The following is an 18,540-nucleotide window of genomic DNA, read 5'->3' as shown; positions in this document are numbered from 1 at the left end:
AATAGTTATTATATCCGCGCTATAACAAAATTAATTAATAATAATGCAAAAATGGATAAGCCTTGTATTTCGTCCGTTGCTCTTGAGGTTGATCTGAATAACGGAAGAGGAATAGATAGCTATGAGGTTACACGTAGTTGGACGCTTACAGATACATTAACTGAGGACTTTACTGTCCTTAAAAATGGAACAGTATTAGGCAAAGAGGAAACTGCAGATTTTGAAAAGTTCATTCTGTCGTTGATACCGCCAGAACTGTTCAATTTGTATTTCTTTGATGGTGAGAAAATTGCCGATTTCTTTCTTAACGAAGGAAGTAATAGTAGAATCAAGGAAGCATTTCTAACGCTCTGTGGTTACGATACTTTCGACATTATGCGAAAGAATTTTAAACGGATCAGTTCGTATAGTAAAGGGATAACGAGCTCTAGTTTGAACACATACATTGAAGCCAAAGAACAGGCGCAAAAGGAAAAGGATAAGTTTGAAAAAATACAAAATGATTTATTTCAATGCATAACAGAAATCGAGAACTGTAGTGCAGAAATTGCGTCAATAGACAAGGAATATACAAATAGCGGTGGCATAACCCAAGAAGAATGGAATCAGAAAATTTTTCTGTTAAAGGATGAAGAACGTAAAAGAGATAATTTGAATACTGCTTTGAGAAAATGGGCTAACGATGTTATCCCGTTCATCATGGTTTCTTCTCTCCTTGAACAAATTAAATGGCAGATTGAGAAAGAAAATGGCGATAACAAATGTAAGAATTTTATTGAAATATTAGGTAGTCCGGAAATAGCTGCCATAGTTGGTAAAAAACGTGAAATCATAGAAAGGACTGTCCTTTCAAAATACAGTAACTGCGAAGACAGAATTCTTGATTTATCGTTTGAACAAAGTGCTAATCTTATGGCAACAGTTTCAGATCTTTTGAGATTCGACAAAACGAAGGTTGATAAAGCGAAACAATTAATCAAACAGTCAATTAATAAGTCAGCTAAAATACGAAAAGATCTAGAGCAAAGCAGTATAGCTACAGTACAAGAATACATGCGTTTACGTGCTGATATTTTTGAAAAGAAGAGCAGACTTCTTGATCAGAGAATTGTATTAGAGCAATTACTTCAACAACAAAAAGATACTGTTGCTACAGCAACCAGCATTCTTTCTAAGGCTCAGACTGTGCTTGAAGAAGAAATCAAAAAAGAATCTATTAGCAATATTTCTGCCAGAGCGATTTTCATGCTGGATAAATTGCAGAAAAAATTATATCAGAAGCAAATCAGCAAAGTTGAAGTTGTATTTAGACGCAGTATTAATATGTTGATGCGAAAAGAGAGATTCATTGATGATATTCGCATAGATGATAGCTTTAATATTTTTGTGTTCCGCAATAAGGAATTTGACGGGAAGACGTTCAAGGATATTGTTGCCACTAATACAGAGGAGCAATTTGTCTCAATGTTTGGTAACATAGCACTCAGTTGTATCAATAAGAAATACGGTACTTCCATTTTTGAAACCCATTTTCTTGAAATAGACGACGATGATAAGATTACGCTCCCAGTTGAAGTTGATAAAAGTTCTTTCTCCAATGGGGAAAAACAAATCTTCATTATGGCATTGTATTATTCTCTCGTCCAGCTCGGCAATCATGAGATTCCATTTGTAATTGATACTCCATTTGCAAGAATTGACACTGAGCATAGGTATAATATAGCAAAGCACTTTTTTAGTGAGTTAAATGGGCAGGTGTTTATTCTTTCCACAAATGAAGAAATTACTGGTGACCATGTACAATTGCTGCAGGATAAAATCTTAGCGAAGTATCTTTTAGAAAACATCGACAACAGAAAGACTGTCATTGTTAAAGACGCTTATTTTGAGGTGTAGTATGATCTTTAAAATCAAAACATCAAAGAAAACAATGGAACTATTTGAAGAGATTACAGCTAGTACAAATTTTGCTCCCTTTACTCTCTCCAAATTAGCAATTTCAATGTCGCTAAAACACTGTAACCCTTTGAGCAGTTCAGACTTTAAGACTGACAGTAATGGCCTTGAACTTAACCGCCAAACAATCACAGGCGAATATGATACTCTTTTCAAAAGTATGATAGAAATCTTTGAAGGGAAACATATAAGTGACGATGAATACTTTCAAAAATACTTAAAAGCGCACCTTGATCGTGGTGCAAGACTCATTCATAGTGAGTTTAAATACAGCACAGATTTTCTATTGGCTTTGCTATCAGAAGAAAAGACGATTTGATAGAAATGTTTATGGGTTATACTTAAAATTCTTGGTTAAGTCCCGGACTCTTTTTAATTGCTTTAGCCAATGTAGAACCTGGATTTCGGAAGCGGATTGGATGCCGTCAAAAGAATCAATGGCATCTTCGAGACTTTCAAAAGCAATAACATTCGGATTATATGTTTTGTCAGGTCTGTTCAGGATGGAACGTAGTTTGCGAAGTTCTTTCAGCCATTGTACCGTCTGATAATCGCCCAGCGTATCATTAAACGGATTGGTTTCGAATCGGCGGATTGCTTCAGAGAGGCTCTTGTAACCATCGTCCGGAATGGTTAATTCGGGAAAATTTTCTTCCGGTGAAATGTCCAGCAATCCCATTGTGTCGTCTTCCATAAAATCTTCATACATGTCTTTCAGTTTTTCTTCGTCGTCACATTTGGTTTCAATGGAAACAAGTGCTTTCACAAAATTTTGGTAATCTTTTTCCTGCAATTGCAAAAGTTGTTTTTTCATTTTTGCAAATTCCATGTCCGGCACCTCCATAATTTTTGCTTTGGCGATCGTAGTATAGATCGAATTATGGAAGATCGCAAGAGTAAAGTTTTAATAAGCGGAATATATAGCGTCAGGAAACTTTTTTTATTTCAGGATTACATTATGACCAGATATATTGTTTTTGATGTGGAAACGCCTAACCGGTACAATAACCGCATAAGCGCTATCGGCATCAGTGTGGTGGAAGATGCAAAAATCATAAAAGAGTATTTTTATTTTGTGAATCCGGGGCAGCGGTTTGACTGGTTCAACACGCAACTGACCGGCATAAGTGCGGAGCTTGTGGCGGATGCGCCCACGTTTCCGCAGCTGTGGAAAGTAATTGAGCCGGTCATGAGCAGCGGTATTCTGGTTGCCCATAACGCCAGCTTTGATATGGGCGTGATTCGCAAATGTCTGCGTGATTACGGCATTGCGTGGAAACCGCAGGTCAGGGGATTGTGTACTGTGGTCATGGGCCGCAGGCTCTGTCCGGGAATCAGTCACAGGCTGAATGACCTGTGTGATTACTATGGCATCTGCCTTAACCATCACCATGCAGATAGTGACAGCCGGGCCTGCGCAGAGATTTTGCTTCGTTACATGGAGATGGGAGCGGAACCGGAAAAGTTTGTACGAGTATATAATATGTCGTGAAAAACGGAAGCTGCAGCCTGTTTTCATTTACCAAAACAAGCTGCGGCTGTGTGCGATGGTTTTTGCGAAGACAAACGTCATGCGTCATGAACGAATAGCTTTCTTGAAGAAGCAGTAAGAGAAAGGCGTATAAAACAATAATAAATTATTTTTCTTTTTTTGCAGGAGTTTTTGTTATAAAAAGCGAATAATCATAAGCTGTCTTTTTGAGCTGTGTAACTGATAGTTTTTTCCCAAAACGTTTTCAGCAAAAGAATTAGCACGGGAAGCCTGTCGTATAATCTTGTTTTGTTTTCCTTTAAGTGAACTTTTTGATGTACTTCAGTGAATTTAATGCACTTTTTATATAAACCAAAAGCACGGAATTTACTTTTAATGAGGGAGGTTTTTCAAATGGAAGGTATTGAAAAAGTTTGTCAGTTCCTGGATGAAGCTCATGTGTATTACCTGGCGACTGTGGAAGGGGAGCAGCCCCGGTGCCGTCCGTTTGGCACATCGCTGCTGTATGATGGAAAGCTTTATATTCAGACGGGTAAGGTGAAAGAAGTTTCCAAGCAGATTGCCGCGAATCCAAAGGTGGAGATTTGCGCGTTCAACGGTGGGAAATGGCTGCGGGTTGCCGGTGAACTGGTGAATGATGACAACCGTGATGTGAAAGTTGCCATGCTGGAGAAGTTCCCCACGTTGAAAAGCATGTACAGCGCGGATGACGACAATACTCAGGTGCTGTATTTTAAAAATGCGGTGGCCACGTTCTCTTCGTTTACGGAAAAACCGGAAGTAATCAGGTTTTAACGTCAGCTTCGGAGTGTGAGAGTTTTTTCGGTAAACCGTATTAACAGTATTGGCGTAGAATTACAAACAGGGCCGCTTCCGTTTTATAACAGCAGCGTGCCCTGTTTTTTATGTTGTGGCAGTAAATTTTGCGGACTCTGATGAACTATGCATTAAAAGCGGCCGCCATTCGCCAGCCAGCGGTTGGCAAATTCCAAAACGCTTGCCACAGAGTAACGTACAAAAGTAAAGACGGTTTTGCTGTAAAAAGTTTTGCCGTGAGGAAGAACTGTTTGCGGAAAAAACGATTTAATTTCCCTTGATTTTCTTTTATAATAAGGTTAAGACATAAAGCAGAACGGTAAAGCACGACCGTTGCTTTGTTGGTAATGACCGGGGAATCTGTGTCCGCGACTCCGTCGACCGGGAAACGTTCCGTAAAGCGGCAGGTCTTTCACCGGAACAGATGGCGCTGATCTCCCAGACCGTTAAGAAATGGTGGGATTATTGGAAGGATTATTGGAAATTGAGGAAAACGAAGCAGGCATATGCAAAAGATTATGCGTGTGAAATCACGATCCCGATAAGACAAAAATGATCCGGAGGGAAACTGGGAATTTACTGGGAATCTGTTGAGGGACCAATATGAAAAAGAAAAGATGTAATTTCAGTTTTGGCTCAAAAGAATATCACGTATCGGAAAAGGCTCTGGAATATCACGATACACGCTGGTGTAAGCCCGAGCACAGAGACAGGGAACTATTTGCCATGCTTGTCCTGGAAGGGATGCAGGCCGGTGTGAGCTGGAATCTTATTCTGAATAAAGAGGACAACTTCAGGAAAGCATTTGACGGTTTTGATCCTGAAATTGTAGCAAACTATGACGATGCAAAGTTGGAAGAACTGATGCAGGATCCCGGTATTATCCGTAACCGGCAGAAGCTGAGAGCGGCCATCGTCAATGCAAGGGCGTTCCTGCAGGTACAGGAAGAGTTTGGCAGTTTCAACACATACATTTGGGGGTTCACAGACGGCAAGGTAATCGACCATCATCTGCTGGACGGGAAAGATATGCCTGCAAAGGACGCGCTTTCTGAGAAAGTCAGCAAGGATCTGAAGAAGCGGGGGTTTAAGTTTGCAGGGCCTGTCATAATCTATTCCTACCTTCAGGGGATCGGTGTTATAAACGACCACTGGGAATATTGCGACTATAGATAGCCGGGAGAGTTTAAATGAACAGTAAAAACATCTATGAAGAATTGTCAATGACATTGCTGCAGAAGGGATGATTGGCATTCTGCGCGGAATTGGGGCAATGCACTATATTCGCATTTTTCTAACAGCCGTAGATTTTTCTGCGGCTGTTTTGTTATAATGATGATGGTATTACAAATCTTGATTTGAAAGAGGTGTTCCGTGATTCACAATATGATTTTTGATATAGGCAACGTGCTGATGGATTTCCGGTGGAAAGACTATATGCACACATTATTTGGCGATAACGTACTGTTGATACAGACCATCAACAAAGGGATTTGGCACAACGGTTGCTGGGCCGCCATGGACAAAGGTGAGATGGACGGCGCCGCAACGTTGCAACGTGCGGTTGCCTTTGCGCCGCAGTATGAAAAGGAGATCCGGAAGACGCTTGAAAATGTGGCGCAAGCTTTTCACAAATGTGAATACGCCATTCCCTGGATCCGGGAATTGAAGGGGATGGGGTTTAACGTGTACTATCTTTCCAACTATTCGGAGTTTTCCATTACGGCCAATCCAGACGTGTTAGACTTTATTCCTTTCATGGATGGCGGTGTCTTTTCGTATGAAGTAAAATCTGTGAAACCTGAACCGGAGATTTACGACTGCCTTTGCAGGAAGTACAATCTGAAACCGGAAGAGTGCTTCTTTACGGACGATGTGCCGGAGAATGTGAAAGGGGCGCAGGCCTGCGGTTTTCATGGGCTTGTGTTTGAAAGTTATGAAAAAACATATCCGGAGATTATGAAGATATTGAAGTGACAATTCAGAATTTATGCGAAGAAACATACGAGGAAGGGTGCACTATGAAAAAGATACTGTCAGTTGTTTTTATGTTTCTGATGTTAGTTGGCATCCAGGCGGCGGCTTTGGCGGAAGCGCAGAGTTATTCTGAGGGCGTCGATACCCGTTGCAAAGTCCGGATCGCTCCTTACGAAGGTGCACACCGCGAAATGTTTCTTTCGGAAGGGGACCGGATCGCGGTGATCACCCCGTCCGCGCTTCCCGGCCGGGAACAGGTGGATGCGACGGTAAAGGGGCTTCGTTCCTGGGGATATATACCCGTGGAAGGGAAGCATGTCTGTGCAGAGGTGCGCTCAAAAGAAGACTGTATTGAGGATTTGAAGTGGGCTCTGGAAGATTCCTCCATAAAGGCTATATTCTGTGTCCGCGGCGGCTACAAATATGTCGTTTATCCGTTCCCTTTCTGCGTTGATCGTTCCGATACTGGCGTTTGTATGTTTGAAACAGAAGTATGAAAAGAAAGAACCGTTTCTGCAAATGGCTATGCTGATCGGTCTGTATCTGTTGTACTTCAAGGGTGGTTTGGGACAATTCGGATTGGGCGAAGTACTGACGTTAATTGCCGCCACGCTGGTAGCCGGTTCTCTTGTGTTTGGCAAGTCTGCGCTGCAACACATCAGCGCAAAAACGCTTTCGTTTGTGCAGACTGTACTGGCCTTGTTCTTTTGCGGCGTTCTTTGTACTGGGAGAAACGTTGAGCCCGGCAGGCATTGCGGGCGCGGTGATTATCACGTTGTGCGTACTGTTGGAAAATATTCTATAGTTAGCACTGTATTCAGTATTAATACTTTGGTATGAGTTTTCTACACGCCCATTTACTTTTAATTCCTGAGACCATAGACTGTTTTTGCCTTTTATGGTAAAATTTAAAATCAAGATTAGGCTGCAACTATTGCGCCTGAAAAAAAAGAAAAGGGGTGAAGAATTAAATGGGTCCTGTAACCTCTAACCCATTCCTGGTTGCTATCATTAACATGACTGTCGTTTTTGGTGTGCTGATTGTCCTCGGCGTCCTGATGCATGTAATCGAAATGGTTGATCCTACCAAGAATTGAAAGCGCTGAACCAGTCTCTGAAAAAACGAATTATCACAGTTCAATTAAACGAGAATCGCGGGATTACGGATTATTGTCTGCAATAGTCTGTAATCCCGTTTCGTATACTTGAATGAAGAAACAAATATAAATTCTCGTAAAATAATTGATTTTGGAAAACGGATTGACTATAATGACAGGGAATCATAATCAGATTCAGGGAAACAGTACTCAACTATGTCACCGAAGTGGATTCGTTGCTGCGGATACTGGATGCCTATCCGAAATTCCTGATAGCGCGTACCCGGCACGATGAATATCAATATAATAGAATAAGAATAGTTGACATTGGCAACAAGGAAGAGGTCATCATGCTGAAACAGATTGTGTTTATACTGCTGGCTCTTTGTCTGGGCCTCACGGCCTGCGCCGGCGGGAGGCAGCAAAAAGGCGGCACGGCAAAGAATGCCCCCGGGAATGCTGCATTGGAAAAAGTAAAAACGGAAACGGTCCATACAAAGGGGGAGGCGGCTATGGGCAAAGAGCATGTTGGGAACGTTTTATCAATTAAACTGAACAGCGGCTATGCCATGCCTATGCTGGGCCTTGGCACCTGGAGCCAGAACAATCAGACCGCGGCGGAGTCTGTGTATACCGCGCTGAAACTTGGTTACCACCTTATCGACACGGCCCGGTATTACGGAAATGAAAGGGGCGTGGGAGAAGGTGTGAAGCGTGCGATTGCGGAGGGTATCATAAAACGGGAAGAGGTTTTCATCACCAGCAAAATCATGCCCGGTAACTACGATAACGCGGCTGCGGCCATTGATGCTTCTTTGAAAGACCTGGGCGTTGCCTATCTTGACCTGATGCTGATCCACCAGCCGGGCTCCAATGACAGGGCCGTGTACCAGGCAATGGAGCAGGCAGTAAAGAAAGGGAAGATTCGTTCCATTGGCATTTCCAATTATTATACGAAACAGCAGGTGGACGAAGTCCTTTCCTATGCAAAAATTGTTCCGGCTGTGATTCAGAATGAAAACCATATTTATTACCAGAACACAGCGCTGATGGACTACGTGAAGCCATACGGGACGGTAATCGAATGCTGGTATCCTTTCGGGGGCCGCGGCAATACCAGAGACAGTTTTGAAAACAAAACGATAGTGGGAATTGCCGAGAAACATAAAAAGACGCCGGCCCAGATCATCCTGCGGTGGCAGGTGCAGGCAGGCTACGTAACGATACCCGGATCTGCTGATCCGAAACACATTGCGGAAAATATAAATGTGTTTGATTTTGAACTTTCCCCGGATGAAATGAAAGAAATCGCCGCGCTGGACAGGCAGCGGCGCTATGAGAACTGGTAACGGATTTCATACTGATTCGTATTCGGATGAATACACTGTACGGAGGAGGTTTTCTGTATGGATTACAATAAAACCGTCATACTGGCCTGCAGTTCCCTTACGGAATACGTGGAAGCCGCGCAAAAAAAAACCGGCACAGCCATGCCGGTTATTTACCTGAACAGGATTTACCACCGGAACCCGGCGGAAATGCAGGAACACATAAAACTGGAACTGGACCGCATGCCTGCCGGTATTGATACCGTGCTGGTATGCATGGGATTCTGCGGCGGATCCTGGGACGCTGTCAGGTCCCGTTACCGGCTGGTGCTTCCCCGGGTAGACGATTGCGTTTCCCTTTTATTACAGATGGGAGACAGCCCGGTCAGTAATCTGAAAGCGCCGGGCCATCTGTATGTGAGGGCAAAGGATCCTTCTACGGAATCCTTTAAGGCCATTTTTGAAAGATTAGTGAAAGCATATAATGTAGACGATGAAACAGCGGAAAAGCGGCATAAGGAATGGATGGATTTGTATAACACCATATCCATCATGGACACAGGTATCAACAACAGCCGCAGGCCGGAATATGAGGCAACCGTGCAAAAGGATGCGGAATGGCTTGGCGCAAAACTGGAATATGTGGAAGGCGGCATTCATCTGCTGGAAAAACTCTTTACCGGCAAATGGGATGAGCAGTTCCTGGTGCTGGAACCCGGCTGTGCGGTGGAAAAGGAACAAATGCTGATTTAACCGGGGGTTCCTTAATCAAAATGTCCCCGGAAGAAGCGGACGCACTTCATCTGAAAGGCGATAATATCGTACGGGTAGAATACAAAGACGGCCCGTATCATTCTTTTGATGCTTCGGAGAAGATTGCGGAAGGTGTGTACCTGCTGCCCGCAAAAGGACACACTACAGGCAACAGCATTATCGTAGCCGAGGCAGACGGTTTGTTCTACATGATGCACGGCGATGTAACCTATACCGACGAAGCGCTGTATGAAAACAAACTGTCCGTTGTGTTTGAAGACAAGGAAGCGGCCCGGGATACGCTGAACCGGGTGCGGGAATTCATAAAGAAAAATCCTACCGTGTACTGCTCCACTCATACGCCCCTGGGTTATGAAAATCTGGAAGCCAAACGGGTCTGCGACCTGGATAACCCGCCGGAACCGCTGCCCGTGGATTATGAAATCGCTTCGGCACAGGCGACCGGCAAATGGATCTGCAGCATCTGCGGTTACGTTTACGACCCGGCAGAACACGACGGCGTTGCTTTTGAAGACCTGCCGGATGACTGGAAGTGTCCCCGCTGCCGTCAGGGAAAAGATAAATATAACCGTGCATAACTATCAACGTAATTCTCTGGCAGGCTTAATGAGGAGGATTTGCAATGAGCAAAAAAATCGTAGCAGTAAACGCCAGCCCGCGCAAGGGGTGGAATACGGACACGCTGGTGACGGAAGCGGCGAAAGGCGCGGAGTCAGCCGGCGCAGAGATTCAGAAGTTTGATCTGTACCGTCTGGAAAAATTTACCGGGTGCATTTCGTGTTTCGGCTGCAAAAAGGAAAAGTTTAAAGGCCATTGCATTTGCCGCGACGGATTGACCCCGGTGCTGGACGCGATCCGGGAAGCGGACGGGCTAATCATCGGCTCGCCGGTCTATCTTTCGGAAATGACTGCGGTATTCCGGGCCCTGTACGAACGGTTGACCTTTCAGAACCTCACGTATAACAAGGAAAACTATTGCTGCAATGCCCACATGATTCCCGTGCTTATGATCGTGACCAGTAACGCACCGGATAATTATTATACCCAGTTGCTGGACAATTACCGCAGGACACTGAACCTTCTGGTCGGTCCGACGGATATCCTTGTCAGCGGTGACACGCTGCAATTGAAAGATTACAGTAAACTGGACTGGCCCTGGACACTTTTTGACCCGGAAGCCAAGAAAACACGACATGAAACGGTATTCCCGCAAGAATGCAAAAAGGCGTATGATTTAGGGGCTGCGTTGCTAAAATAGGTTTTACCGGGCTCAACCAAAAGGTCGGTCATAGCAGGACGAAAAGCCCACGTGGAAAGAAAAAACAGCGGCTGCACGTTAACTGTGCAGCCGCTGTTGTGTTGCTGTGCGCATTTTATTTTCCGCTGTTGGCTTTGATGCACTCGTTGATGTCTTTGATCAGGGCGGGTACATCCAGTCCGTGCGCACCGGCGCCTTCACCGATGGTTTCGAACTGCGCGGCCATGCAGCCGATGCAGCCCAGGCCGTAATTGGCAAATACCTGCATGATTTCCGGATGGGCCTGAACGGCTTCAATAATATTGGTATCTGCTGTAATTACGTCGGCAGCGGTTTTAGCAACGTCATTCATTTCCATATTATCACCTCAAAATTTTATAATTGCAGTGTCATTATAGCATTGTTATATAAAAAGGAAAAGAGAGGGAAGAAAAATTCATCGTTTTTTCAAAAAAAACCTGTAAAAGTGTTGCAAAAACAAAATAATGCCTGTATAATGGAGAAAAGTGGTGAAAAGTGGGGTAAAGGGGTGAAGATAATGTTCCTGGGTGAATACCGGCATTCTCTGGACGATAAGGGTCGTCTCTTCATTCCTGCCAAACTGCGGGAGTCTTTGGGAAAACGATTCTATATCAGTAAAGGCTTTGACCATTGCCTGATGATTTATGACGAAACGCAGTGGAAACTGTTTTCTGAGAAACTGAACGCATTGTCCATGGGACAGAAAAAAAACCGTGACATAAAACGATTTTTCTTCTCCGGCGCCGATGAGTTTAACTGTGATAAACAGGGCCGTGTGCTGTTGAGCGCCAGCCTGCGGGAATATGCGGCAATCAGCAAGGATGCTGTAATCGTGGGCGTAGGTGATAAGGCGGAAATCTGGTCCGCGGAACAGTGGCAGGTCCGGGACACGGCTGCCGAACAGATGATAGAGGAAGGCCTGGATGACCTGAATCTGGATATTTGATGAGGCGCTTATGGATTTTTCTCATGTAAGTGTTCTTCTGAACGAATGTATAGACTGGCTGGTAACAGACAGGGATGGCATCTATGTGGACTGCACTCTTGGCGGTGCAGGACATTCTGCTGAAATCGTTTCGCATCTGTCGGATCAAGGACGTCTGGTAGGTATCGATCAGGATGACGATGCGTTGGCTGCAGCGTCAGAACGGTTAAAGGATGCGGCCTGCAGAGTGGATATTGTCAAATCCAATTTTAAGGATTTAACGAATGTATTGCGAAGGCTGGAGATAGAAAACGTAACTGGTATCCTTTTTGATCTGGGAGTTTCCTCCTATCAGCTGGATACACCGGAACGGGGATTTTCCTACATGCACGAAGGTCCTTTGGATATGAGGATGAACCAGGATGCTGCACTGACTGCGGATATTATTGTGAATACATACAGTGAAGCAGAACTGACGGGACTGATCTGGCGGTACGGTGAAGAACGCTGGGCGAAGCGGATTGCTCAGTTTATTGTAACGGAAAGGCAAAGAAAACCGCTGCATACTACCGGGGAACTGGTTGAGGTCATTAAAAAGGCCATTCCCAAAGGCGCCCGTAAAGACGGACCCCATCCGGCCAAGCGGACGTTTCAGGCTTTGCGGATTGAAGTGAATGACGAACTGAACATCCTGGACCGGGTGGTAGAGGATGCAGTGAACGCATTGAAGCCGGGAGGACGGGTCGGCGTCATTACCTTCCAGTCACTGGAAGACCGGATCGTGAAACAGAAGCTGGCGCAGTTGGCCAGAGGATGTATCTGTCCGCCCCACATGCCTTGTGTATGTGGCAGAAAACCGCTGATCGGAAAACCGGGAAGCCTGGTTCCCGGTGAGAAAGAAATCGAAATGAATCCCAGGGCACGGAGCGCAAGGCTCCGTTTTGCAGAGAAACTGTAAATCGTCTGTTTGCAAAAGAGAAATAATCTTCACATTGGTGAATTAAATCATAAAATGAAAGCGGGCTTACCATGTTAGCAAGAAAATACAACAATGAAGAGCAGTGGACACAATCGGAACGGGAACGGTTAAGGGAGCTTGATGAGCAGAAGCAACGTCGGCAGCGTATCCGGAAGGCTAATTATAAATTGTTCCGCCGCCGTCTGTTTGTTACGGTAGGTATAGTGTTAGCCATGTATTTTGCCACGGTTATGCGTAGTGCTGCCCTGGTTTCAGCGGGGAACCATCTGATCAGTCTGCAGAATCAGGAGTCCCAGCTGATAGCTAAGAATGCGGAACTGAAAATCGAGGTAGACCAGCTGAAAGGCCCGGAACGAATCACGTCGATTGCAGAAAAACAGTTAGGGATGAAAGTTGCGCGCAGCAACATTTATGTAAAAGCTATTAATCAATAGGTTATCGTTAAGAAAAAAGACGATCGGATCTTGTGCTTACCGTAGCCTTTTAAAATTATGAGTGAGAAAGAAAAATGAATTTTGAGAGGCAGCCTGTCCGGGCTGCCCTTTCAATTTAGGACGATAAATTCGGGTCGGGTGGAACAAAAGCCGGTAACAAAAATCCGAAAAGGGGGATTTGATTATGCAGAAACAATTGCAGCATTTGGTTGCTTTGCTGCCGGAAGTTAATGTGACAGGCGGGATAGATAAAGTAATAACCGATATTACGGCAGACTCCCGCGTGGTGCAGCAGGGAAGCCTGTTTATCGCGTTGAAAGGAGTCCATGCGGACGGGCATACATTTTTGGCAAAAGCAGCGGAGGCCGGCGCGGCCGCTGCATTGGTGGAAGATATTCCTGCTGCTGTACCGGAAGGACTGACGCTGCTGCAGGTTCAGGATGTGCGGGCGGCGATGGAAATCGTTGCACCCTGGTTTTTTGATTATCCCGGCAAGACCATGCGCATGATTGGCGTGACCGGGACCAACGGAAAGACTACCAGTACCAACATTATCCGCCAGGTGCTGAAAAGCGCGGGCTGTCAATGCGGCATGATCGGTACTATCAATGTAATGATCGGTGAAGAAAGTATAGTATCCCACAATACGACGCCGGACGTGGTGGATCTGCAGAAGTTTCTGTACCGCATGAAAGAAGCAGGCTGTCAGTATGTGGTGATGGAGGTGTCTTCTCATGCCCTGGCCCTGAAACGGGTGGCGGGTATCGAATACGATACAGCTGTGCTGACCAATATCACGGAAGACCATCTGGATTTCCATAAGACCATGGAAGCTTACCGGGATGCCAAGAGCCTGTTGTTTGAGCATCTGACTGACGGCAATAAAGGTAATAAGACGGCAATATTCAATGCCGATGAGCCTGCCAGCAAAATCATTGCGGCGCGGACGAAAGCTCCGTATCTTACCTATGGAATGGGGAAAGAGAACGACATTTATCCTCTTTCCTATGAAGTGGGGGCCAAAGGCATGCATCTGTGCCTCCATACGCCGGCGGGAGATATGGACCTGCGGCTTAACATTACCGGCAAGTTTAACGTATACAACGTTATGTGCGCGGTAGGAGCGTTGCTGGCGGAAAAAATTGATAAAGAGGAGATCGAAAAAGTACTGAACGGTTTTGCCGGAGTGCCGGGTCGTTTCCAGCTGGTGGAGGCCGGCCAGCCGTACACGGTCATCGTGGATTATGCCCATACGCCGGACGGGCTGGAAAATGTACTGAATACGGCGCGGCTGATTACCAAAGGCCGACTGTGGGTGGTATTCGGCTGCGGAGGCGACCGGGATAACAGGAAACGTCCTATTATGGGCGGCATTGCGTTGCAACTGGCAGACGATGTAGTGGTAACCTCAGATAATCCCCGCAGCGAGGATCCGGAAAAAATCATTGATCAGATTGAGGTGGCGTTGAAGCCGGTACCGGAAGGAAAAACGGTAACTCGGATCGCAGACCGCAAAGAAGCCATTCATTATGCTCTGGCCCATGCAGGGGATAAGGATGTAATCATGATTGCCGGCAAGGGACATGAGAATTACCAGATCCTGAAAGACAGGACGATCCATTTTGACGATAAGGAAGTAGTGGAAGAATACTGGAAAGGGAAAAAAGTATGATTACGTTACGGGAAATTGTGGCTGCAACGGGAGGCCGGTGCGACTTTGCCGGAGATTCGGATTTTACCGGTATCAATACAGATACGCGGACAATTCAGAAGGGTGAATTGTTTATTGCACTGAAGGGAGAAACCTTTGACGGCCACGCCTATGCGGCCAGGGCTGTGGAAAACGGTGCGGCAGGTATCCTGGCGTCACGGAATGTGAAAGTGCCGGAAGGAATTCCGGTGGTGTACGTGGAAGATACACTAAAAGGTTATCAGGATATCGCCCATGCGTACCGTATGAAGTTTCCACAGTTAAAAGTAGTGGCCATTACCGGTTCCAACGGCAAGACATCTACTAAGGATATGGTGGCGGCGGTGCTTTCTTCACAGTACCGTGTAATCAAGACGCAGGCTAATTTTAACAACGAAATCGGTTTGCCCCGGACATTGCTGAGCATTCAACCAGATACGGAAATTGCGGTGGTAGAGATGGGGATGCGCGGGCTGGGCCAGATAAAAGCCATGTGCGCAATTGCCCGGCCTGATGTGGCTGTGATTTCCAACGTGGGTTCCACTCATGTGGGAGAACTGGGAAGTCTGGATAACATTGCAAAAGCAAAAAGTGAGATTCTGGAGGATCTGCCTGCAAACGGATTCGCAGTATTGAATGGGGACCTTCCCAGGGTACGTGCCATGGAAAAGAAACTCCATACAGGCGTAAGCTGGTTCGGGTTTACGGAAGCGGATGATGTAAGGGCGGAAAACGTGGAGATTACCGCTGACGGGAGTCGCTTTGTCTGCAATACAGAAGAGGGGAAAACGGCATTTTTTATCCCGCAGATTGGGGAACATAATGTGATGAATGCCTTATCTGCTATTGCAGTGGGGAGGTATTTTGGTGTACAATTAAATAATATAAAAACTGCGTTACAGGGAACAGTACTGACGGGAAGCCGGCAGGAACTGCTGCGCTTTGGCAGTTATACAGTAATCAATGATGCCTATAATGCAAGTCCGGCTTCTATGGAAGCTGCCTTTGCCACGCTGGCAAGGCTGAAACTGAGCGCGAAGCAACCGTGCCGTGCCCTTGCGGTGGTGGCGGATATGCTGGAACTGGGGGATACTTCTGCGGAAGCCCACAGGAGCGTTGGCAGGATGGCTGCAGCGGCAAAGACGGATATCCTGTTAGGCTATGGAAATGAAACAAAAGAAACGATTCGCGAAGCGGTCAAAGAAGGTGTCGCGGCATATCATTTTGCAGACAGGCAGGGGGCGGCTGGCAAGCTGGCCGAAATCCTTCAGCCTGGAGACATTGTACTGCTGAAAGGTTCGCATTCCATGCAGGTAGCGGGTATCATCGACCTGGTTTTTAAAAAATAGAAGAGATAATATAAATTTGCAGTTTATCTGGAAATGTCCGGCGTTTCAAGGCATTTTCTGAATTCTGCCTTGGAAAGTCTGGTGCACATATGGATGTTACGGGCATGCAGGTTCTGGGGGCGCTTTTAACGGCCCTGGTTGTATGCGCAGCGTTAGGACCGGTGCTGATACCGGTTCTTCATAAATTGAAGTTTGGACAGAGTATCCGTGACGTAGGCCCTGCCAGTCACATGAAAAAAAGCGGTACGCCTACCATGGGCGGTATTATGATGCTGTGCGGTCTGTTTATTGCGATGGTAGTCTGGAACCGCTTTACACCGTTGATTGTTATTGCATTTGTACTGACATTCGGACACGCGTTGATCGGTTTTCTTGACGATTATATCAAAGTCGTGATGAAACGGAATCTGGGTCTGACAGCGAAACAGAAACTGGCCCTGCAGATTGCGCTGGCCATGGCGTATATATATTATGTGGAACAGCATGCAGGAGCCTCCGGGACGGATTTGTGGATCCCGGGAACAGCAATTACGATACATACGGGCTGGCTGTATTACGTGCTTGTACTGCTTCTTCTGGTAGGAACGACCAATGCGGTCAATCTGACGGATGGGCTGGACGGGCTGGTTTCCAGTGTCAGCATACCGGTTATGCTTGCATATTCCTATATAGCCTGGCAGGCAGGCGAAGGGGATCTGTGCCTGTTTGCTGCGGCAGTCCTGGGAAGCTGTCTGGGCTTTCTGGTGTGGAACCGTCATCCGGCCAAAGTCTTTATGGGCGATACAGGCTCCCTGGCTTTAGGGGGAGCGGTGGCATCGCTGGCTTTATTGACCCATACGGAAATCCTGCTGGTGATTATAGGCGGGATGTATGTTTTGGAAGCATTGTCTGTCATTATGCAGGTTGCATATTTCAAGCGCACCGGCGGCAAGCGAATTTTTCGCATGACGCCTATCCATCACCATTTTGAACTGGGTGGCTGGAAAGAGACGAAGGTTGTAACGGTGTTTACCCTGGCAAGTTGTGTTTTCTGCCTGGCTGGCCTGGGACTTTGGCTTTTGGGGAAGGGTGGCATGTAATATGTCCGGAATAGAAAAAGTTATGGTGTTTGGCGCCGGTATCAGCGGCAAAGGCGCGGCTATGGAACTGGCGGAACAGGGAAAGACCGTTTTCCTGTATGACGATACGCCAAAAGAGCTGGAACCCGGACTGGCGGAGAGCCTGAAGCGAAATGGAGGCGGGTTTGCCAGCGGCAATATCGAAGAAATTTTGCAACAGGTACAGCAGGTTGTTCTTTCGCCGGCCGTCCCGTACAATCTTCCTGTTCTGCAGAAAGCAAGAGAAAACGGTGTCGAGGTGATCGCGGAAATCGAGTCGGCCTGGCGTAATTATGCCGGGCATATGGTTGCGATTACAGGAACTAACGGGAAAACCACGACTACGACCCTTGTAGGTGAAATGCTGAAGACCCTGCCTGTAAAAACGGCGGTGGGCGGCAATATCGGTCTGGCTTTGTCCAGAGAAGTAAAAGGACTGGATCGGAACAGCTGGGTGGCCGCGGAAGTTTCCAGTTACCAGCTGGAAGGAATCAAAGATTTCCGTCCGGATGTAGCAGCTATCCTGAACCTGACTCCGGATCACATGGAACGGCATAAGACTATGGAGGAATATGCCCGTTGCAAACGGAAAATTTTTGCTAACCAGACCGCAAAACAGATCACGATTTTAAACTATGATGACCCGGAAGTCCGTACCTGGGGGAAATATTCCAAAGGTACATTGTGCTATTTCAGCCGGAAGGCCGTGTTGCCGGAAGGCGTATATATGAAGGGCGGAAGTTTCTTTATCAGGTGGAAGAACGAGGAAAAAGAAATCTGCCATAAGGACGAGCTCCAGATTTTTGGGGCCCATAATGAAGAAAATGTGCTGGCGGCCATTGCCTGCTGCTTTTTTGCAGGAGTGACCCCGGATACTATGCGTAAGACGCTGCTGGAATTCAGGGGCGTGGAACACAGAATAGAGTATGTAACGACGATTCACGGTGTTCCGTATTATAACGATAGTAAAGCTACCAATACGGATTCCGTGATCAAAGCATTGGAGGCATTCACTAACGGACATATTGTCCTTCTGGCTGGAGGGCATGACAAAATGACCCCGCTGGGACCGATGATGGACCTGATCCGGGAAAAGACGGATCTGCTGATCCTGTTAGGCGAAGCCAAAGAACGTTTCTATCAGGCGGCAGTTGCGGCCGGGGTAGAAAATATTGTTGTGGTGGATACGTTCAAAGAAGCGGTTGACACAGCGTATGCCAAAGCCAAAGCGCCCCAGGTGGTGTTGCTGTCGCCGGCCTGTTCTTCCTTTGACATGTTCCATGATATGGGTGAACGGGGACGCTATTTTAAAAAGCTCGTACACGAACTGAAAGATAAAGTATAATA

At 46.3% G+C, this 18,540-nt stretch carries 22 protein-coding genes; 20 read left to right on the top strand and 2 right to left on the bottom strand.

What is annotated here, in order from left to right:
- On the top strand, positions 1–1,896 hold a 1,896-nt coding region (locus ACZOWY_RS08210), incomplete at its 5' end, for a hypothetical protein (RefSeq protein ID WP_484395298.1).
- Between the two features lies 1 nt (position 1,897).
- On the top strand, positions 1,898–2,275 hold the full coding sequence (locus ACZOWY_RS08205; RefSeq protein ID WP_484395293.1) for a DndE family protein: 378 nt from the start codon (positions 1,898–1,900) through the stop codon (positions 2,273–2,275).
- A 9-nt stretch (positions 2,276–2,284) separates the two neighbouring features.
- Here the strand turns inward: ACZOWY_RS08205 and ACZOWY_RS08200 are convergent, their stop codons facing one another.
- Positions 2,285–2,785, bottom strand: coding sequence for a hypothetical protein (locus ACZOWY_RS08200; protein ID WP_484395289.1), 501 nt, complete (start codon positions 2,783–2,785; stop codon positions 2,285–2,287).
- Positions 2,786–2,914: 129 nt separating this feature from the next.
- Here ACZOWY_RS08200 and ACZOWY_RS08195 point away from each other — a divergent pair, with 129 nt between their 5' ends.
- The 11 genes from ACZOWY_RS08195 (at position 2,915) to ACZOWY_RS08145 (ending at position 10,698) form a co-directional block, all read left to right on the top strand.
- On the top strand, positions 2,915–3,448 hold the full coding sequence (locus ACZOWY_RS08195) for a 3'-5' exonuclease (protein WP_484395284.1): 534 nt from the start codon (positions 2,915–2,917) through the stop codon (positions 3,446–3,448).
- Between the two features lie 402 nt (positions 3,449–3,850).
- Positions 3,851–4,243 (top strand): pyridoxamine 5'-phosphate oxidase family protein, encoded by a 393-nt coding sequence (locus tag ACZOWY_RS08190; RefSeq protein ID WP_484395312.1) that lies wholly within the window; start codon positions 3,851–3,853, stop codon positions 4,241–4,243.
- 624 nt (positions 4,244–4,867) lie between these two features.
- Complete coding sequence (locus ACZOWY_RS08185) at positions 4,868–5,440, top strand: DNA-3-methyladenine glycosylase I (protein WP_484395280.1); 573 nt, start codon at positions 4,868–4,870, stop codon at positions 5,438–5,440.
- 210 nt (positions 5,441–5,650) lie between these two features.
- Positions 5,651–6,241 carry an HAD family hydrolase gene (locus ACZOWY_RS08180; RefSeq protein ID WP_484395276.1) on the top strand — a complete coding sequence of 197 codons (591 nt, stop codon included), beginning with the start codon at positions 5,651–5,653 and terminating at the stop codon, positions 6,239–6,241.
- 44 nt (positions 6,242–6,285) lie between these two features.
- Positions 6,286–6,738: an LD-carboxypeptidase gene (locus tag ACZOWY_RS08175; RefSeq protein WP_484395272.1), complete on the top strand. Its 453-nt coding sequence runs from the start codon at positions 6,286–6,288 to the stop codon at positions 6,736–6,738.
- A gap of 28 nt (positions 6,739–6,766) precedes the next feature.
- Positions 6,767–7,081, top strand: a complete 315-nt coding sequence (locus tag ACZOWY_RS08170; protein ID WP_484395265.1) for a hypothetical protein — start codon at positions 6,767–6,769, stop codon at positions 7,079–7,081.
- Between the two features lie 131 nt (positions 7,082–7,212).
- Positions 7,213–7,338, top strand: coding sequence for a hypothetical protein (locus ACZOWY_RS08165; RefSeq protein ID WP_484395261.1), 126 nt, complete (start codon positions 7,213–7,215; stop codon positions 7,336–7,338).
- Positions 7,339–7,565: 227 nt separating this feature from the next.
- Entirely contained in the window at positions 7,566–8,687 is a 1,122-nt protein-coding gene (locus ACZOWY_RS08160; protein WP_484395258.1) for an aldo/keto reductase, read from the top strand.
- 57 nt (positions 8,688–8,744) lie between these two features.
- On the top strand, positions 8,745–9,419 hold the full coding sequence (locus ACZOWY_RS08155) for a DUF1638 domain-containing protein (protein WP_484395254.1): 675 nt from the start codon (positions 8,745–8,747) through the stop codon (positions 9,417–9,419).
- A 20-nt stretch (positions 9,420–9,439) separates the two neighbouring features.
- Positions 9,440–10,018, top strand: coding sequence for a rubredoxin (locus ACZOWY_RS08150; protein ID WP_484395249.1), 579 nt, complete (start codon positions 9,440–9,442; stop codon positions 10,016–10,018).
- A 44-nt stretch (positions 10,019–10,062) separates the two neighbouring features.
- Complete coding sequence (locus tag ACZOWY_RS08145) at positions 10,063–10,698, top strand: flavodoxin family protein (protein WP_484395245.1); 636 nt, start codon at positions 10,063–10,065, stop codon at positions 10,696–10,698.
- A 115-nt stretch (positions 10,699–10,813) separates the two neighbouring features.
- Here the strand turns inward: ACZOWY_RS08145 and ACZOWY_RS08140 are convergent, their stop codons facing one another.
- Entirely contained in the window at positions 10,814–11,056 is a 243-nt protein-coding gene (locus tag ACZOWY_RS08140; protein WP_484395240.1) for a DUF1858 domain-containing protein, read from the bottom strand.
- A gap of 138 nt (positions 11,057–11,194) precedes the next feature.
- Here ACZOWY_RS08140 and mraZ point away from each other — a divergent pair, with 138 nt between their 5' ends.
- The 7 genes from mraZ to murD all read left to right on the top strand — a co-directional run bounded on the left by mraZ (position 11,195) and on the right by murD (position 18,538).
- On the top strand, positions 11,195–11,665 hold the full coding sequence (gene mraZ / locus ACZOWY_RS08135) for a division/cell wall cluster transcriptional repressor MraZ (protein ID WP_484395234.1): 471 nt from the start codon (positions 11,195–11,197) through the stop codon (positions 11,663–11,665).
- 10 nt (positions 11,666–11,675) lie between these two features.
- Positions 11,676–12,602: a 16S rRNA (cytosine(1402)-N(4))-methyltransferase RsmH gene (gene rsmH, locus ACZOWY_RS08130; protein WP_484395227.1), complete on the top strand. Its 927-nt coding sequence runs from the start codon at positions 11,676–11,678 to the stop codon at positions 12,600–12,602.
- Positions 12,603–12,673: 71 nt separating this feature from the next.
- On the top strand, positions 12,674–13,057 hold the full coding sequence (gene ftsL, locus ACZOWY_RS08125; RefSeq protein ID WP_484395222.1) for a cell division protein FtsL: 384 nt from the start codon (positions 12,674–12,676) through the stop codon (positions 13,055–13,057).
- Positions 13,058–13,241: 184 nt separating this feature from the next.
- Positions 13,242–14,729: a UDP-N-acetylmuramoyl-L-alanyl-D-glutamate--2,6-diaminopimelate ligase gene (locus ACZOWY_RS08120; protein ID WP_484395217.1), complete on the top strand. Its 1,488-nt coding sequence runs from the start codon at positions 13,242–13,244 to the stop codon at positions 14,727–14,729.
- The gene (locus ACZOWY_RS08115) at positions 14,726–16,096 is read left to right on the top strand and encodes a UDP-N-acetylmuramoyl-tripeptide--D-alanyl-D-alanine ligase (RefSeq protein ID WP_484395213.1); all 1,371 of its coding nucleotides are present in this window, start codon (positions 14,726–14,728) and stop codon (positions 16,094–16,096) included. Before ACZOWY_RS08120 ends, ACZOWY_RS08115 begins: the two co-directional genes overlap by 4 nt.
- An 89-nt stretch (positions 16,097–16,185) precedes the next feature.
- Positions 16,186–17,175: a phospho-N-acetylmuramoyl-pentapeptide-transferase gene (gene mraY / locus ACZOWY_RS08110; protein WP_484395208.1), complete on the top strand. Its 990-nt coding sequence runs from the start codon at positions 16,186–16,188 to the stop codon at positions 17,173–17,175.
- 1 nt (position 17,176) lies between these two features.
- Positions 17,177–18,538 (top strand): UDP-N-acetylmuramoyl-L-alanine--D-glutamate ligase, encoded by a 1,362-nt coding sequence (gene murD / locus ACZOWY_RS08105; protein ID WP_484395204.1) that lies wholly within the window; start codon positions 17,177–17,179, stop codon positions 18,536–18,538.
- The last annotated feature ends 2 nt before the right edge of the window (positions 18,539–18,540 follow it).

The organism is Succiniclasticum sp. (genome assembly GCF_056977735.1).
This window is presented reverse-complemented; position numbering and strand designations above follow the sequence as displayed.

Excerpts from the sequence above, each read along its gene's own strand:
- ACZOWY_RS08205 (WP_484395293.1), top strand. The coding sequence starts at position 1,898 with ATGATCTTTAAAATCAAAACATCAAAGAAAACAATGGAACTATTTGAA.
- ACZOWY_RS08200 (WP_484395289.1), bottom strand. The coding sequence starts at position 2,785 with ATGGAATTTGCAAAAATGAAAAAACAACTTTTGCAATTGCAGGAAAAA.
- ACZOWY_RS08195 (WP_484395284.1), top strand. The coding sequence starts at position 2,915 with ATGACCAGATATATTGTTTTTGATGTGGAAACGCCTAACCGGTACAAT.
- ACZOWY_RS08185 (WP_484395280.1), top strand. The coding sequence starts at position 4,868 with ATGAAAAAGAAAAGATGTAATTTCAGTTTTGGCTCAAAAGAATATCAC.
- ACZOWY_RS08180 (WP_484395276.1), top strand. The coding sequence starts at position 5,651 with ATGATTTTTGATATAGGCAACGTGCTGATGGATTTCCGGTGGAAAGAC.
- ACZOWY_RS08175 (WP_484395272.1), top strand. The coding sequence starts at position 6,286 with ATGAAAAAGATACTGTCAGTTGTTTTTATGTTTCTGATGTTAGTTGGC.
- ACZOWY_RS08170 (WP_484395265.1), top strand. The coding sequence starts at position 6,767 with ATGCTGATCGGTCTGTATCTGTTGTACTTCAAGGGTGGTTTGGGACAA.
- ACZOWY_RS08165 (WP_484395261.1), top strand. The coding sequence starts at position 7,213 with ATGGGTCCTGTAACCTCTAACCCATTCCTGGTTGCTATCATTAACATG.
- ACZOWY_RS08155 (WP_484395254.1), top strand. The coding sequence starts at position 8,745 with ATGGATTACAATAAAACCGTCATACTGGCCTGCAGTTCCCTTACGGAA.
- ACZOWY_RS08150 (WP_484395249.1), top strand. The coding sequence starts at position 9,440 with ATGTCCCCGGAAGAAGCGGACGCACTTCATCTGAAAGGCGATAATATC.
- ACZOWY_RS08145 (WP_484395245.1), top strand. The coding sequence starts at position 10,063 with ATGAGCAAAAAAATCGTAGCAGTAAACGCCAGCCCGCGCAAGGGGTGG.
- ACZOWY_RS08140 (WP_484395240.1), bottom strand. The coding sequence starts at position 11,056 with ATGGAAATGAATGACGTTGCTAAAACCGCTGCCGACGTAATTACAGCA.
- mraZ (WP_484395234.1), top strand. The coding sequence starts at position 11,195 with ATGGAGAAAAGTGGTGAAAAGTGGGGTAAAGGGGTGAAGATAATGTTC.
- rsmH (WP_484395227.1), top strand. The coding sequence starts at position 11,676 with ATGGATTTTTCTCATGTAAGTGTTCTTCTGAACGAATGTATAGACTGG.
- ftsL (WP_484395222.1), top strand. The coding sequence starts at position 12,674 with ATGTTAGCAAGAAAATACAACAATGAAGAGCAGTGGACACAATCGGAA.
- ACZOWY_RS08120 (WP_484395217.1), top strand. The coding sequence starts at position 13,242 with ATGCAGAAACAATTGCAGCATTTGGTTGCTTTGCTGCCGGAAGTTAAT.
- ACZOWY_RS08115 (WP_484395213.1), top strand. The coding sequence starts at position 14,726 with ATGATTACGTTACGGGAAATTGTGGCTGCAACGGGAGGCCGGTGCGAC.
- mraY (WP_484395208.1), top strand. The coding sequence starts at position 16,186 with ATGGATGTTACGGGCATGCAGGTTCTGGGGGCGCTTTTAACGGCCCTG.
- murD (WP_484395204.1), top strand. The coding sequence starts at position 17,177 with ATGTCCGGAATAGAAAAAGTTATGGTGTTTGGCGCCGGTATCAGCGGC.